Source organism: Noviherbaspirillum autotrophicum (assembly GCF_000818395.1).
Classification (GTDB): Bacteria; Pseudomonadota; Gammaproteobacteria; order Burkholderiales; family Burkholderiaceae_D; genus Noviherbaspirillum; species Noviherbaspirillum autotrophicum.
Genome location: NZ_JWJG01000028.1, coordinates 1834002 through 1849860 on the forward strand (window position 1 = coordinate 1834002; position 15859 = coordinate 1849860).

Consider the following 15859-nt stretch of genomic DNA (forward strand, 5'->3'; position numbering starts at 1 on the left):
GTCGGTAATGCGCATCCTGTTTTTGACACATAGCTTCAACAGCCTCACGCAGCGCCTGTTCGTCGAGCTGCGCGAGCGCGGGCACGAGGTGGCGATCGAGCTCGACATCGCCGATTCCGTCAGCGAAGAAGCGGTGGCGCTGTTCCAGCCTCACCTAATCGTTGCGCCGTTCCTCAAGCGCGCGGTGCCGGCTTCCATCTGGCAGCACCATGTGTGCCTGATCGTCCACCCCGGCATCGTCGGCGACCGCGGCCCGTCCTCGCTCGACTGGGCGATCCTCGATGGCGAGCGCGAATGGGGCGTGACCGTGCTGCAGGCCAATGCCGAGATGGACGCCGGCGACATCTGGGCCAGCCGGACTTTTCCGATGCGTGTGGCGAAGAAAAGCAGCCTCTATCGCAACGAAGTGACGAGCGCCGCGCTGGACGCGGTGCTGGAAGCGATCGGCAAGTTCGAGCGCGGCGAAAGGCCGCTGCCGCTGGCCGAAGCCGGCGCCACCTGCGGCCGACTGCGGCCGCTGCTGCGGCAGGAGCAGCGGCGCATCGAATGGTGCGCCGACGACACCGCCACCGTGCTGGCGAAGATCAACAGCGCCGATGGCTTTCCCGGCGTACGCGACAGCCTGTTCGGCATCGACTGCTTCCTGTATGACGCGCACGCGGCCACGCGGCGCGCGCTGGATGCGGTGGGCGGGCAGGCGGGTGAGGTCGTCGCGCGGCGCGAAGACGCTGTCCTGCGGCGCACCGCCGACGGTGGCGTGTGGATCGGTCACACCCGCCTTGCGCCGGGCGACGCAGTCGCCGACAAGCCGCTCAAGCTGCCGGTTGCGCTGGCGTTTCCGGCGCAGGTTGCGCGCCTGCCGGAGCTGCCCGCGTATCCGGAGCGCCCGGACGACGAGTGGGGCGAGTTGCGCTACCGCGAGCAGGATGGCGTTGGTTATCTGTCTTTCGATTTCTACAACGGCGCGATGTCCACCGCGCACTGCCGGCGGCTGCGTGAAGCCGTGGCCGAGGCGCGGCAGCGGCCGGTCCGCGTGCTGGTGCTGTTGGGCGGCGAGGATTTCTTCAGCAACGGAATCCATCTGAACTGCATCGAGGCTGCGGCCCACCGGCCGGATGGAAGCGCCGCCGACGAGTCATGGCACAACATCAATGCGATGGATGATCTGGCGCTGGAAATCCTGAGCGCCACCGACCAGCTGACGATCGCCGCCATGCGCGGCAACGCCGGCGCCGGCGGGGTGTTTCTGGCGCTGGCGGCCGATTCCGTGTGGGCCCGGGAAGGCGTGCTGCTCAACCCGCACTACAAGAACATGGGCAACCTCTACGGCTCCGAATACTGGACCTACCTGCTGCCGCAGCGGGTAGGCGCAGAGCAGGCGCGTGCGATCACGCAAAACCGCATGCCGCTGTCGGCCGCGCAGGCCGCCCGCATGGGACTGATCGACGCCGCCTTTGACGCCGACGAAGCGTCGTTCATGCGGGAAGTGACGCGGCGCGCGAGCGCACTGGCCAAGGCCGGTGACTACGCCGAGCGGCTGGCGGCCAAGCGCGAACGCCGGGCGCGCGACGAAGCGGCCAAGCCGCTGCAGGCTTACCGCGACGAGGAACTGGCGAAAATGCGGCGCAATTTCTTCGGATTCGATCCCAGCTACCACGTCGCGCGCTATCATTTCGTGCACAAGATGCCGCATGCCTGGACGCCGCGCCACCTTGCCATCCACCGCGATGCCTGAATGATCATGAATGTCATCTCCCCGAACAACCTGTCGACCGTCCTCGTGATCGACGATGAAACACGCTCGCAGGATGCGATCCGGCGCACGCTGGACGAGGATTTCAACGTGCTAACCGCCGGCAGCGCCGACGAGGGGCGTGCCGTGCTGGAGCGGCAGCAGGTAGCCGTGGTGCTGTGCGACCAGCGCATGCCGGGCATGACGGGCGTGCAGTTCTTGAAGGAAGTGCGCGAACGCTGGCCGGACGTGGTGCGCATCGTCATCTCCGGCTATACGGATTCCGAAGACATCATCGAAGGCATCAACGAAGCGGGCATCTACCAGTACCTGCTCAAGCCCTGGCTGCCGGACCACCTGCTCGACACGGTGCGCAGGGCGGTCGATGCGCGCAGCCTGCAGTCCGACATGCACCGCATCAATCTCGAACTGCGCACCAGTGCGCCGGTCTTGCGCGCACGCGCCGCCGAGCGGCAGGCGGTGGTGCGCGACGCCTTCGATTTCCGGCGCATCGTGCGCGCGCCGGGCAGCCCGATGGATCAGGTATGCGAAATCGCCACCCGCATTGCGCGCTACGACTTGTCGGTGCTGGTGCTGGGCGAATCCGGCAGCGGCAAGGAACTGCTGGCGCGCGCGATCCACTATGCCAGCCCGCGCGCGCCGCGCGCCTTCGTGATGGAAAATTGCGCGGCGATGTCGGAAACGCTGCTCGAATCGGAGCTGTTCGGTCACAAGCGCGGCTCGTTTACCGGCGCGTATGAGGACCATGTCGGGCTGTTTCAGCGTGCCGACGGCGGTACCGTGTTCTTGGACGAGATCGGCGATACCTCGCCCGGCTTCCAGGTCAAGCTGCTGCGCGTGCTGCAGGAAGGCGAAGTGCGCCCGGTCGGCGCCACCCGCGCCATCCCGGTGAATGTCCGGGTGATCGCCGCCACCCACCGCAATCTGGAAGAGGATGTGCGCGCCGGGCGCTTCCGCCAGGACCTGTATTACCGTCTGGCCGGCATGACGCTGTCGATGCCGCCGCTGCGCGAGCGCTCCGGCGACATCCCGCTGATCGCCGACGCGCTGCTGCAGCAGGCGTCGCGCGAACTGGGCAAGCCGGCGATCCGCTTCACCCCCGGCGCGGTCGCCGCGATGATGGCCTACCCATGGCCCGGCAACATCCGCGAGCTGCGCAATGAAATCTTTCGCGCGCTGGCGCTGAGCGACAGCGACGAGGTCGCTGCGCATGCATTCTCCAGCAAGGTGCTGCAGGGCCAGCCGGGCACGACCACGCTGAACGGCCGGCACGCGCCCGGCCATGCCGGCATTCCGCAATCCGGCACGCTGCAGGAGCGGCTGGACGCGATCGAGGCGGTGATTCTGAAGGAAACCCTGCTGCGCTACCGCTGGAACAAGACGCATGCATCGAAGGAACTCGGCCTGTCGCGCGTCGGCCTGCGCGGCAAGTTGGTGCGCTTCGGGCTGGAGGAAAAATGAACGCTCCCATCGCGGCCCGCGCCGGCATGAATGTACTGTGGCTGCAGTCCGGCGGCTGCGGCGGCTGCACCATGTCGCTGCTGTGCGCCGACACCACGGATTTCTTCGGCACGCTCGGCGGCGCCGGCATCAATTTGCTGTGGCATCCTTCGCTGTCGCTGGAGAGCGGCGACGACGCGCTCTCGATCCTGCGCGCCTGCCGCGACGGCGCGCTACCGCTGCATGTGCTGTGCGTGGAAGGGGCGATGCTGCGCGGCCCGCGCGGCACCGGGCGTTTTCACCTGCTGGCCGGCAGCGGCACGCCGATGGTCGAGTGGGTAAGAAGCCTGGCTGCCGTGGCCGACCATGTGATCGCCGTCGGCACGTGCGCCGCGTATGGCGGCATCGCCGCCGGCGGCGGCAATCCCACCGACGCCTGCGGCCTGCAGTACGACGGCGACCAGCCCGGCGGCCTGCTCGGCGCCGCATACCGTTCGCGCTCCGGACTGCCCGTAATTAATATCGCCGGCTGTCCGATCCATCCGCAATGGGTGATCGAAACCCTGATGTCGCTTGCCGCCGGCCCCTTCGACGCCACGCAGCTCGACGCGCTCGGTCGCCCGCGCTTCTATGCGGACCGGCTGGTGCACCACGGCTGCACCCGCAACGAATTCTACGAATTCAAGGCCAGCGCCGCCAAGCCTTCCGATCTCGGCTGCCTGATGGAGAACATGGGCTGCAAGGGCACCCAGGCGCATGCCGACTGCAGCGCACGGCTGTGGAATGGCGACGGCTCCTGCCTGCGCGGCGGCTATGCCTGCATCAGCTGCACCGAACCCGGATTCGAAGAGCCCGGCCATCCGTTTCATGTCACGCCGAAGATCGCCGGCATTCCGATCGGCTTGCCGGCCGACATGCCGAAGGCATGGTTCGTCGCACTGTCGTCACTGTCGAAATCGGCCACGCCTAAACGCGTGCGCGACAATGCGCGCTCCGACCATCCGGTCGTCACGCCCGCGATCCGCAAGACCCGCCTGAAGTGAGTCCATCATGTCACGCCTGATCGTCGGCCCATTCAACCGCGTCGAGGGCGACCTCGAAGTCCGCCTCGACATCGATGGCGCGCGCGTGCGCGAGGCATGGGTGAATGCCCCGATGTATCGCGGCTTCGAGCAGATACTGCAGCACAAGCATCCGTTCGATGCGATGGTATACGTGCCGCGCATCTGCGGCATCTGCTCGGTGTCGCAATCGGTGGCCGCCGCCAGGGCGCTGGCCGACGCGATGCAGGTCGCGCCGCCGCCCAATGGCGCGATCGTCACCAACCTGATGCTCGCTACCGAAAACCTGGCCGATCATCTCACGCACTTCTATCTGTTTTTTATGCCGGACTTCGCGCGCCCGGTGTATGCCGGAATGCCATGGCATGAAACGGTGCGGCAGCGCTTTGCCGCGCAGCAGGGCGAGCATGCGCGGCAGGCGCTGCTGGCGCGCCAGCGCTGGTTCACGCTGCTCGGCACGCTCGGCGGCAAATGGCCGCATACGCAATCGATTCATCCGGGCGGATCGGCGCGCGCCATCGACGCGTCGGAGCGGATTCGCCTGCTCGCGCGCATACGCGAATTCCGCGCCTTCCTGGAGCGCACGACGTTCGCCGCGCCGCTGGAGCAGATCGCCGCGATAGACAGCGAGCCGGCGCTGGCGGCGTGGCATGCCGGTGCGGCGCCGGATGCCGGCGACTTCCGACTGTTCCTGACGCTGGCGCAAGGCGCGGCGCTCGACACGCTCGGCAAAGGCCCCGGACGGTACCTGGCCTACGGCTCGTATGCGCAGCATGACGGCACGCCGCTGTTTGCGCGCGGCTTGTGGGATGCCGAGCAGGACATGGCGATGCCGCTCGACCTGTCCGCGATTGCGGAGGACGCCACCAGCGCCTGGCTCGCCGATCAGGGCGGTCCGCGCCACCCGCGGCAGGGACTGACCCTGCCGGCGCCGGACAAGGCCGATGCCTATACCTGGAACAAGGCGCCGCGCCTGGGCGGGCACGTGCTGGAAACCGGCGCGCTGGCGCGACAACTGGTGCACGGCCATCCGCTCATCCGCGACGCGGCGCGCCGCTGCGGCGCAACCGTCTATACGCGCGTGCTGGCGCGCCTGCTGGAACTGGCGCTGGTGGTGCCGGCGATGGAAAGCTGGCTGGCCGCGCTGCGCATCGACGAACCGTATTTCACCGATGCCCCGCTGCCGGAGCATGCCGACGGAACGGGGCTGACGGAGGCGGCGCGCGGCAGCCTCGGGCACTGGATCGCGATTCGCGACGGGCGCATCGCGAACTACCAGATCGTCGCGCCGACCTCCTGGAATTTCTCTCCGCGCGACGCTCAGGGTGTGCCGGGCGCGCTGGAAGCGGCGCTGGTCGGCGCCCCGGTGCGCGCCGGCGAAACGGCGCCGGTGTCGGTCCAGCATATTGTGCGTTCATTTGATCCATGTATGGTGTGCACCGTGCATTGATCGGGTACCGTGGCGAAAAAGAACAGAAGAACAGGCGAAACCGGGAACACAACACATGCCGCAACGCAGACCGAAAAGCAGAGTGCCGGCGCGCGCGCCGCTCGGCGGACTGGGCAATCAGCCGCCGATCGAGGGTGTCGACGAGGCGACCTGGGTCGACGTGATCCAGAAGATGGACGAGGTGTATTCGCAGCTCGTGCGCGACGAGATCGCGCTGGAAGAGAAGAACGAAGAACTCGAACGTTCGCAGCGCTTCATCTTCAGCCTGTTGTCGGCGATGTCGGATGTACTGGTGGCCTGCAACCAGCTCGGCGAAATCGAGGAAACCAATGTCGCGCTGCGCGAGCTGGTCGGCCTGAGCGAAGCATCCTTGCGCGGCATGCCGATCTACCGCCTGCTCGCCGACGAGGCAAGCGTGCGCCGGGTGCGCGAAGTGATCGAGCAGGGCGACACGCAGCGGCTGTGCGAGGTGGTCGAACTTGCACTGGCCAGCGCGGCAAGGGATGCGGTGCCGGTCGAGGTCAACTGCACGCCGCGCATCGACAGCAGCGGCCGTCGCGTCGGTTACGTGTTCGTCGGCCGGCCGGTTGGCGAGCTCAAGCGCGCCTACCATGAACTGCGCGAGACCCACGAGGCGCTCAAGCGCACTCAGCGGCAGCTGCTGCATTCGGAAAAGATGGCCTCGCTCGGCCGGCTGGTGGCCGGCGTCGCGCATGAACTCAACAATCCGATCAGCTTCGTGCTCGGCAACGTCCATGCCCTGAAGCGCTACAGCGATCGGCTGTCGTCCTATCTCGACGCGGTGCACGACGCGGGTCGCAACGATACGCCGCACCATGATCTGGACGCATTGCGCCAGCGCTTGCGCATCGACCGCATTCTCGACGACTTGCCGTCGCTGATCGAAGGCACCATCGAAGGCGCGCAGCGCACCGCCGATATCGTCAGCGGGCTCAAGCGCTTCTCGGTCGTCGACCGGGAGGAAAAGGGCGTGCTCGACCTTTGCGCGGTGGTCGAGCGGGCGATCCACTGGGTGCGCAAGGGCACGGCGCCGGAATTCGCGGTGCACTGGCAACCGGGAGGGGCGCTCAATGTGACCGGCAACCCCGGCCAGTTGCTGCAGGTGCTGATGAACCTGATCCAGAATGCTTACGATGCCGCCACCGCCGCCCGCGTCGCGCAGCCGCAGCTGTGGATCGAGGGGCGGGCCGACGCGAACCTGGTGTCGCTGGCCTTGCGCGATAACGGCCCCGGGATTGCAGCCGAGCACATGTCGCAGATCTTCGACCCGTTCTTCACCACCAAGCCGGTCGGCAAGGGGACCGGGCTGGGCTTGTCCATCAGCTACGGCATCATCGAGCAGCATGGCGGCCGGCTCTATGCGCGCAATGCGGCCGAGGGCGGCGCGGAATTCGTGATCGAGCTGCCTGCCGGGCCGGCATACTGAACACTGCGGCGCACTTCGTGCAGAGTGCGCCGGCTTCGTAGTACCCTCTCGTGATGAACACTACCACTATGACTCACATCGACACCCCGGCTGCCGGAGCGTTTTCCGCAGCCCTTTTCATCAAGGAAATCGGCCGCGGCAGCAAAGGCGCGCGCGGCATATCGCGCAGCGATGCCTGTCAACTCTACGCCGCCATGCTCGACGGCCGCGTTTCCGATCTGGAATTGGGCGCGCTCGTGATGGCGCTGCGCATCAAGGGCGAATCGGTCGACGAGATCGCCGGATTTCTCGATGCGGCGGAAGCGTCGTTCGACAAGCTGGACAATCCCGCCGGCCAGTATGCGCCGGTCGTCATTCCGAGCTACAACGGCTCGCGCCATATGGCGAACCTGACGCCGCTGTTGGCGCTGCTGCTTGCGCGGCAAGGCGTTCCCGTGCTGGTGCACGGCGTGAGCGCCGACCCCGGGCGCGTGACGACCGCCGAAATCTTCCGCGAACTGGGGCTGCCGTTGGCGCAGTCGCGCCAGCAGGTCGCGGCAGCCTTTGCCGCGCGCGAGCCGGTCTTCATGCCGATCGAGGCGCTGGCGCCGAAGGTGGCGCGCCTGCTGGCCTTGCGGCGCGTCCTCGGCGTGCGCAACACCACGCATACGCTGGTGAAGATCCTGCAGCCGTTTGCCGCGCCGGCGCTGCGCCTGACCTCGTACACGCATCCTGAATACCTGGAAATGCTCACCGCCTATTTCACCACGGCCGTGCCGACGGCGCGCGGCGACGCCTTCCTGATGCGGGGAACAGAAGGGGAGGCCGTGGCCAACGCCAAGCGCGCGCAGCAGATCGAATGGTTCCACGACCATCAGTGCACGACCGTGGTGCATAAACAGGAGCCGGTGGACGAACTGCCGCCATTGCCGCACCAAAGTGATGCCGCCACCACGGCCCGCTGGATCGAAGCGGCCCTGCGCGGCGAGCAACCGGTGCCGCAACCGATCGCGGAGCAGGTGGAACACTGTTTGCATGTAGCAAAGCGTCTACAGGCAAACAGTGTGTCCCATGAAAACGCAGGGTAAAGTCTTCCTCGTCGGCGCCGGTCCCGGTGATCCCGAACTCCTCACCATCAAGGCGGCCAGGGCAATTGCCTTGGCCGACGTGATCCTGGTCGACGACCTGGTCAATCCGGATATCCTCGACCATGCGCGTTTCGACGCGCGCATCGTCCAGGTCGGCAAGCGCGGCGGCTGCCAGTCCACGCCGCAGGAATTCATCGAGCGCATGATGATCGCCGAAGCCCGGGCCGGCCGCTGCGTGGTGCGCTTGAAGGGCGGCGATCCGTTCATCTTCGGGCGCGGCGGTGAAGAGCGCGCGCACCTGCAGGGCGCGGGCATCGCCGTCGACGTCATCAACGGCATCAGCAGCGGCCTGGCCGCCCCGGCGTCGATCGGTGTGCCGCTCACCCATCGCGACTGGAGCCAGGGCGCGGTGTTCGTGACCGGCCACGGCAAGACGCCGCACGCCAATCCCGACTGGGCGGCGCTGGCAAGGCTGGACATGACCCTCGTGATCTATATGGGCGTGGCGCGCTGCGGCGAGATCCAGGCCGCCTTGCTGGCCGGCGGCAAGGCCGCATCGACGCCGGTGGCGGTGATCCATGCCGCGACCCTGCCCTCGCAGGCCCAGCTTGTCACCACCCTGGGCGAACTGCCGCAAGCGCTGGCGGCGTGGGGCCTGGGCAGTCCCGGCATCATCGTCGTGGGCGACGTGGTGCGATGCGCCGACCAAGATGTTGGCGCAGGCAGCCGGCATCTCCCATATCAATCTCAATCGCCGCGCGTCTGACGTTGCATCGACGTTAACCCGCGGATCATTTCCCCAGCGAGTTGGGTCGCCTTCGCGGGCGGCCTTTTTTCTTGCCAGCGCCTGCGCTCCTTGTCAATCCATTCCTTCGTTTATCCGTCGCAAAAAAGATACTTCAAAACATTGCTGAGCGGAACTTTATAGCGCGCCGGTAGACAAAGAATGCAGTGCCGCCCGCCTTTGAGGCGGCATCAACAAGGTGCCCCAGGGAGTTCTCAAAGCTTGTTTGATAGGCCATAACTCGCTTCCATATCGGGCGCATGATGTCGTGCAGGCAGCTCTGCACGGTGTTCGCAGGACGATGTCGATGCGTTGCATCCGGCTTCCAGGCAATCTCTTGATCCAACTCTCTTCCCTATAAAAAGTATTTCATGCTGGAGGAGTTATGAGCTGGTCTCTTCCGCCCCTTGACCTGGCACAGCCGCTGCAATGGAACGCGTTGCTGCTGTTCGGCAGCCTGCTGCTGCTGGGTCTGATGGGCGGTTATATCGTTGCAAAAAATTCGTGGATCCCACGCATCACCGGCTATCTGCTGATCGGTTTTGCGCTGGGCGCGGGCGGGGCCAACTGGCTCACCGGCGATATCCTGAAGCTGGCCAATACCTTTTCCGATATCGCCCTGGCGCTGGTGGTCTACCAGCTCGGCCGCTATGTCGACATCGGCTGGCTGCGACGCGAAAAATGGCTGTTCGTTACCGTTGTCACCAGTGCGATCCTGTGCTTCACGTTCGTGTGGGGCGGGCTCGAACTGATCGGCGTCTCCCGTTCCTTGGCCACCCTGGCCGGCGTGTTTGCCATCGGTACCGCACCCGCGGTCATCATGGTCGTGGTGCGCGACCTCGGTGCGGAAGGGCATGTCACGCGCCGCCTGGCCGCCATGACGGCGCTCAACAACCTGCTGGCCCTGCTGGCCGCCTACATCGTGCTGCCCATCGTCGCCACCGACGCCGGCACGCCGATCGAGACGCTCTTGTCGAGCACCTTGTATGCGTTGTGCGGTTCGGCCCTGCTGGCCTATTTCACCTATCGCCTGATGATGCCGCTGGCGCGCCTGCTGGGGCGCGAGCGCAGCCGGCAATTCGTGCTGGTGATCGCCATCATCACGCTCACCATCGGTGCCGCCCATGCGCTGCATCTGCCGGTGCTGCTGACGATGCTGGTGTTCGCGATCCTGTCGAAGAACCTCGACCTGCAGTACGACCTGATGGAGCTCGAGTTCGGCGTGGCCAGCGAATTGTTCATGGTCGTGCTGTTCGTGGCCATCGGCGCATCGATCACCTTGCCCGAGCTGTTCGCCACCGGCGCGCTGGCCGTCGCGGTGCTGATCGGCGCCCGGCTGCTGGCCATGACGTGCGGCATCTTCGCCTTCGCCCGACCGGCCAAGCTGCAATGGCGGCAGGCCGGCTACCTCGCGCTGGGCGCGTTGCCGATGGCCGAATCCGGACTGAGCCTGATGCAGCTGTCCACGATCTATCCGCAGACGGCGGCGGCGGTTGCGCCGCTGCTGGCAGGCAGCCTGATCGTGCTGGAACTGCTGGGCCCGATCGCCACCCAGTTCGCGCTGATCAAGTCAGGCGAAGGCGGTCACGAACAACACTCGTAGAAACCAAGGAGATCAAGATGGGTAGCCTGCCATTCACGTCCTCGACGCCCAACACGATGGGCATCGAGCTGGAACTGCAACTGGTTAATCGCCGCAACTACAACCTCGCCACCGATGCGCTCGATCTCTTGAACTGGATCGAGCCGCGCGAGCTGCAGGACAAGATCAAGCTGGAAATCACGCAAGGCATGATCGAGCTGAATTCCGGCATCCATACCCGCGTCGACGAGCTGATGCAGGAACTGAAGGAATTGCGCGGCGCGCTGATCAAGAGCGCGCAGCGCTTGAACATCGATATCGCCGGCGGCGGCGCGCATCCGTTCCAGAGCTGGAGCGAGCAGCGCATCACGCCTTCCGAGCGCTTCCACCACCTGCACCGCAAGTACGGCTACCTGGCCAAGACCTTCACCGTGTTCGGCCAGCACATCCATATCGGCGTGGCCAACGGCGACGACGCGCTGTACCTGACGCACGGCTTCTCGCGTTACGTGCCGCACTTTATCGCATTGTCCGCGGCGTCGCCGTTCTACCAGGGGGTCGATACCGCGTTCGACTCCTCGCGCAGCAACGTCGTGCGCGCCTTCCCGCTGGCCGGCACGGTGCCGGTGCTGACCAAGTGGAGCGAGTTCGAGAATTACTACGATGAACTGCTCAAGCTCGGCATCATCGGCAGCATGAAGGACTTTTACTGGGACATCCGGCCCAAGCCGGAATACGGCACGGTCGAAATCCGCGTGTGCGACACGCCGCTCACGCTGGAGCTGGCCGCGCTCCTGGGCTGCTATGCGCAGCTGCTGGCGCGCTGGCTCTTGACGGAGAGGCCGATCGAGATCCACGAGGATTACTACCTGCTGTACCAGTACAACCGCTTCGCCGCCAGCCGCTACGGCCTGGACGGGGAGATCGCGCTGCAGGGGGCAGACAAGAATTCGCCGGCGGTTAAGCAGACCATCTACACCAGCATCATCGAGCGCCTGCACGACCTGAACCGCTATGCGAAGAACGACGCCGAGCTCAAGGCGCTGATCCGCCTGCGCCAGATGGCGCACGACCGGCAGAACGACGCGTCCTGGCTGCGCCAGACCTACAAGCAGCGCGGCTCGCTCAACGACGTCACGCGCATGGCGTCGGAGCTGTGGATGAAGCACACCTCGCTTCCCTACGTGCAATAGAGATTGGCGCGCTCCAGGCCGCGAAGGCGGATGAACCCGTACAATCACGGCTGATCCGAATTCGCACAAGCCATGACAAATCAATTTGATGTTGCAGTAATCGGCGCAGGCGCGGCCGGCATGATGTGTGCCGCCGTCGCCGGCCAGCGCGGCAAGAAAGTCGTACTGATCGACCATGCCTCCAGGCTGGCCGAGAAAATCCGTATCTCCGGCGGCGGCCGCTGCAATTTCACCAACCTGCACGCCGGCCCGCAGAACTACCTGTCGAACAACCCGCATTTCTGCAAGAGCGCGCTGTCGCGCTACACGCCACAGGATTTCCTGGCGCTAGTCAAACGCTACCGCATCGCGTACCACGAGAAGCACAAGGGGCAACTGTTCTGCGACGAATCGGCCGAACAGATCATCGACATGCTGAAAGCCGAGTGCGAGCGCGGCGGCGTGGCCTGGCGCATGCCGTGCAAGATCGACGCCGTCGGCAGGGAAGGCGAGATGTTCCGGCTCGATACCAGCGCCGGAACAATCACGGCGAGCCATGTCGTGATTGCCACCGGTGGCCTGTCCATTCCCAAGATCGGCGCCACGGATTTTGCCTATCGCATCGCCAAGCAATTCGGGCTCAAACTGGTCGAGCCGCGCCCCGGGTTGGTGCCGCTGACGTTCGACGAGGCGGCATGGCAGCAGTTCGTCGCGCTGGCCGGAATCGCCCTGGAAGTCGATATCGAAACCGGCGAGAAGAAGTCGCGCGCGCACTTTCGCGAAGACTTGCTGTTCACGCATCGCGGCCTGTCCGGCCCGGCGGTATTGCAGATATCAAGCTTCTGGCAGCCTGGCGCGGCCCTGACCCTGAACCTAGTGCCGGAAACGGATATCGCCGAAACTCTTATTCAGGGCAAAGGCTCGCTCAAGAAAAACCTCGGCAACCTGCTGGCGCAATGGCTGCCGGCGCGCCTGGCGGAGGGCTGGCTGCTGGCCAATGATTTCAAACCCGATGCGCGCATTGCCGACATGCCGCACAAGCAGCTGCGCAAGCTCGGCGAGTCGCTCAACCGCTGGGTGGTGGTGCCCAACGGCTCGGAAGGCTATCGCAAGGCGGAAGTGACCTGCGGCGGGGTCGACACACGCGAATTGTCGCAGCAGACGATGATGGCGGCCAAGGTGCCAGGCCTGCATTTCATCGGCGAGGCAATGGACGTGACTGGCTGGTTGGGTGGCTATAATTTTCAGTGGGCATGGGCTTCCGGGACGGCGGCAGGGATGTCGATTTGATTAATATTGCAAATTGGCGACAAAACTGTTAACACTCTTTTCAAGCTGATTCAATGCTGATATACTCTCCCTCTTTCCCTAAAAACCCTCGGTTGAGTTTACATGACCACAATTCGCCTTAAAGAGAACGAGCCTTTCGAAGTTGCCATGCGTCGCTTCAAGCGCACCATCGAGAAAACCGGTCTGTTGACCGAGTTGCGTGCGCGCGAGTTTTACGAGAAGCCGACCGCAGAGCGCAAGCGTAAGCTCGCCGCTGCCGTGAAGCGCCACTACAAGCGCATCCGCAGCCAGCAATTGCCGAAAAAGCTGTACTGATTTTTGCTGCCGCACGTTGTGTGCGGTATCGCGCAAACCCGCTCCGGAGTTGTCCCGCAGCGGGTTTTGGCGTTTCAAGCCGTGAGTGCGGCTTGATGGCCTGGCTGATCTGATATTGGAGAAAACATGAGTCTCAAAGAAAAAATCAATGAAGACATGAAGGCCGCCATGCGCGCCAAGGACATGGCCAAGCTCGGCACGATCCGGCTCTTGACCGCCGCCATGAAGCAAAAGGAAGTCGACGAGCGCATCGAGCTGACCGACGCGCACGTGCTCGCCATCATCGAAAAGATGATCAAGCAGCGCAAGGATTCGATTTCCCAGTTCGAAGCAGGTGGTCGCCAGGATCTTGCCGATAATGAAAAGGCCGAGATGGCCGTGCTGTCCGTCTATATGCCGGCCGCCATGTCGGAAGCCGAGATCCAGTCCGAAGTCAATGCCGCCGTCGCCGCCACCGGCGCCGCCGGTCCGCAGGACATGGGCAAGGTGATGGCGGTGTTGAAGCCGAAGCTGGCCGGTCGCGCCGACATGACTGCCGTCTCCGGACTGGTGAAGGCTGCGCTGTCCAAGGCGTGACAGTCGGCGGTTTAAAAACGGCCGCCTGCCCCCATTTTCAGGCCATGACGCGATCCATTTGAATCGCTTCATGGCTTTTTCGTCAGTACTCCGGATCTTTCAGGCGCGCAGTGATTCCACAGTCTTTCATTCAGGATTTGCTCAACCGGGTCGACATCGTCGATGTGGTCGGCCGCTACGTGCAACTGAAGAAGGGTGGTGCCAACTTCATGGGCTTGTGCCCGTTTCATAACGAAAAATCCCCCAGCTTCACCGTCAGCCCGACCAAGCAGTTCTATCACTGTTTCGGTTGCGGCGCGCACGGCACCGCGATCGGATTCATGATCGAATATTCCGGCATCGGCTTTGTCGATGCGGTCAAGGAATTGGCGCAAAACGTCGGGATGGTCGTCCCGGACCAGGATCGCCTGTTGCCGGCGCAGCGCGCCGAAGTGCAGGCCAAAAGCCTGGCGCTGTCGGACGTGATGGTCAAGGCAAGCGACTATTACCGGCAAGAGTTGCGCGGCGCGCAGAATGCCATCGCCTACCTGAAAAAACGCGGCCTGACCGGCGAGATCGCTGCAAAATTCGCGCTTGGCTATGCGCCGGACGGCTGGGATGGCTTGCGCGCGGTGTTTTCACGGTACGACGCGCCCGAGCTGGTCGAGGCTGGCCTGGTGATCGACAAGAGCGAGGAGGAGGGCGCTGGGCGCAAGCGCTATGACCGCTTCCGCGATCGCATCATGTTCCCGATTCGCAATGCCAAGGGGCAGGTGATCGGTTTCGGCGGGCGTGTGCTTGATGGTGGTGAGCCGAAGTACTTGAACTCGCCGGAAACACCCTTATTTCAAAAGGGGAATGAGCTCTACGGCTTGTTCGAGGCCCGGCAAGCGATTCGCGAAGCCGGTTATGCGCTTGTCACCGAGGGGTATATGGATGTGGTTGCGCTGGCCCAGCTTGGCTTTCCGCAGGCGGTCGCCACCCTGGGAACGGCGTGCACGCCGACCCATGTGCACAAGTTGCTGCGCCAGACCGACCACGTGATTTTCAGCTTCGATGGCGACGCCGCCGGGCGGCGCGCGGCGCGGCGCGCGCTCGATGCCTGCCTGCCGCATGCGACCGACAACAAGACGCTGAAATTCCTGTTCTTGCCCGCCGAGCACGACCCGGACAGCTATATCCGCGAACTGGGCGCCGAGGCGTTCGAGCAGCAGGTGCGCGACGCGATGCCGCTGTCACAGTTCTTGCTCAATGAGGTAACGCGGGACAACGACTTGCGCACGTCGGAAGGGCGGGCCAAGGCGCAGTTCGAGGCCAAGCCATTGCTGCAGGCGATGCCGCCATCGGGCTTGCGGCTGCAAATCGTACGCAGCCTCGCGCAGGCGACTCAGACCACGCCGGCCGAGATCGAGGCGCTGTTCGAATTGGCGCAGCCGGTGGCGCGCACAAAAGTGGCGCCGGCGCGCACCAGGCGCACGCCGCCGATGGGGCTGGAGCGCCAGATGATGCGTATTCTGGTGGCACACCCGGACTTGGCTGCGGAGCTTGATCAGGGTGCATTGGATGCTGCCGCGCAGCTTGCGCCGGACAATGCCGAGATGCTGCTGCAGTTGATTGGCGCCTGTCAGGCGCTTGGCGAGCAAGCTAGTTTTGCGGCACTGGCCGAGCAGTTACGCGCAGTAAGTACCGACTTCGATCCACTGATTACGGAAATTGCCGCCGATGATACGGAATCCGATCCGCAGGCGGCACGTCTGGAACTTGCCGGCGCGGTGCGCAAGACTAAAATGCAATTATTGAAAGCGGAACTGGATAGGTTGGTGGCAACCGGATTGACAACTGACGAAGCGCGTACACGATATCGCGAAGTGATGCAACTGCAGGAGCAACTCCGGCGGCAAGCTGAGGTCGAACGTATGCCGCGAACGTAACAGTAATGCTTT

The 15859-nt window shown here is 64.6% G+C and carries 14 protein-coding genes; 13 read left to right on the top strand and 1 reads right to left on the bottom strand.

All coding sequences use genetic code 11. The features are described 5' to 3' along the window. Positions 1-7: 7 nt before the first annotated feature. The 7 genes from TSA66_RS09815 to cobA all read left to right on the top strand — a co-directional run bounded on the left by TSA66_RS09815 (position 8) and on the right by cobA (position 8984). Positions 8-1735 (top strand): enoyl-CoA hydratase-related protein, encoded by a 1728-nt coding sequence (locus TSA66_RS09815; RefSeq protein WP_040039869.1) that lies wholly within the window; start codon positions 8-10, stop codon positions 1733-1735. 6 nt (positions 1736-1741) lie between these two features. Further along, entirely contained in the window at positions 1742-3214 is a 1473-nt protein-coding gene (locus tag TSA66_RS09820) for a sigma-54-dependent transcriptional regulator (RefSeq protein WP_040042406.1), read from the top strand. Continuing rightward, positions 3211-4236, top strand: a complete 1026-nt coding sequence (locus TSA66_RS09825; RefSeq protein ID WP_198358764.1) for an NADH-quinone oxidoreductase subunit B family protein — start codon at positions 3211-3213, stop codon at positions 4234-4236. Before TSA66_RS09820 ends, TSA66_RS09825 begins: the two co-directional genes overlap by 4 nt. Positions 4237-4243: 7 nt before the next feature. After that, on the top strand, positions 4244-5704 hold the full coding sequence (locus TSA66_RS09830) for a nickel-dependent hydrogenase large subunit (protein WP_040039870.1): 1461 nt from the start codon (positions 4244-4246) through the stop codon (positions 5702-5704). Positions 5705-5759: 55 nt separating this feature from the next. Continuing rightward, positions 5760-7151: a sensor histidine kinase gene (locus TSA66_RS09835; RefSeq protein WP_084199456.1), complete on the top strand. Its 1392-nt coding sequence runs from the start codon at positions 5760-5762 to the stop codon at positions 7149-7151. 68 nt (positions 7152-7219) lie between these two features. Then, entirely contained in the window at positions 7220-8218 is a 999-nt protein-coding gene (gene ybiB / locus TSA66_RS09840) for a DNA-binding protein YbiB (protein ID WP_052452215.1), read from the top strand. Beyond that, on the top strand, positions 8202-8984 hold the full coding sequence (gene cobA, locus TSA66_RS09845) for a uroporphyrinogen-III C-methyltransferase (RefSeq protein ID WP_052452216.1): 783 nt from the start codon (positions 8202-8204) through the stop codon (positions 8982-8984). Before ybiB ends, cobA begins: the two co-directional genes overlap by 17 nt. 133 nt (positions 8985-9117) lie before the next feature. Here cobA and TSA66_RS27305 read toward each other — a convergent pair whose 3' ends face one another. After that, complete coding sequence (locus TSA66_RS27305; protein ID WP_040039872.1) at positions 9118-9348, bottom strand: hypothetical protein; 231 nt, start codon at positions 9346-9348, stop codon at positions 9118-9120. A 39-nt stretch (positions 9349-9387) separates the two neighbouring features. On the opposite strand from TSA66_RS27305, the gene TSA66_RS09855 reads away from it, so the two are divergent. From TSA66_RS09855 to dnaG, 6 genes are all read left to right on the top strand, one after another. Continuing rightward, positions 9388-10605: a cation:proton antiporter gene (locus TSA66_RS09855; protein ID WP_040039873.1), complete on the top strand. Its 1218-nt coding sequence runs from the start codon at positions 9388-9390 to the stop codon at positions 10603-10605. Positions 10606-10622: 17 nt separating this feature from the next. Beyond that, positions 10623-11777 carry a YbdK family carboxylate-amine ligase gene (locus TSA66_RS09860; protein WP_052452217.1) on the top strand — a complete coding sequence of 385 codons (1155 nt, stop codon included), beginning with the start codon at positions 10623-10625 and terminating at the stop codon, positions 11775-11777. 72 nt (positions 11778-11849) lie between these two features. Continuing rightward, on the top strand, positions 11850-13046 hold the full coding sequence (locus TSA66_RS09865; RefSeq protein ID WP_040039874.1) for a BaiN/RdsA family NAD(P)/FAD-dependent oxidoreductase: 1197 nt from the start codon (positions 11850-11852) through the stop codon (positions 13044-13046). Between the two features lie 102 nt (positions 13047-13148). Then, a complete protein-coding gene (gene rpsU / locus TSA66_RS09870; RefSeq protein ID WP_005665410.1) occupies positions 13149-13361 on the top strand; it encodes a 30S ribosomal protein S21 in 213 nt (70 codons plus the stop codon). Positions 13362-13487: 126 nt separating this feature from the next. Further along, positions 13488-13937, top strand: a complete 450-nt coding sequence (locus tag TSA66_RS09875; protein WP_040039875.1) for a GatB/YqeY domain-containing protein — start codon at positions 13488-13490, stop codon at positions 13935-13937. A 110-nt stretch (positions 13938-14047) separates the two neighbouring features. Beyond that, entirely contained in the window at positions 14048-15847 is a 1800-nt protein-coding gene (gene dnaG, locus TSA66_RS09880) for a DNA primase (RefSeq protein WP_040039876.1), read from the top strand. The last annotated feature ends 12 nt before the right edge of the window (positions 15848-15859 follow it).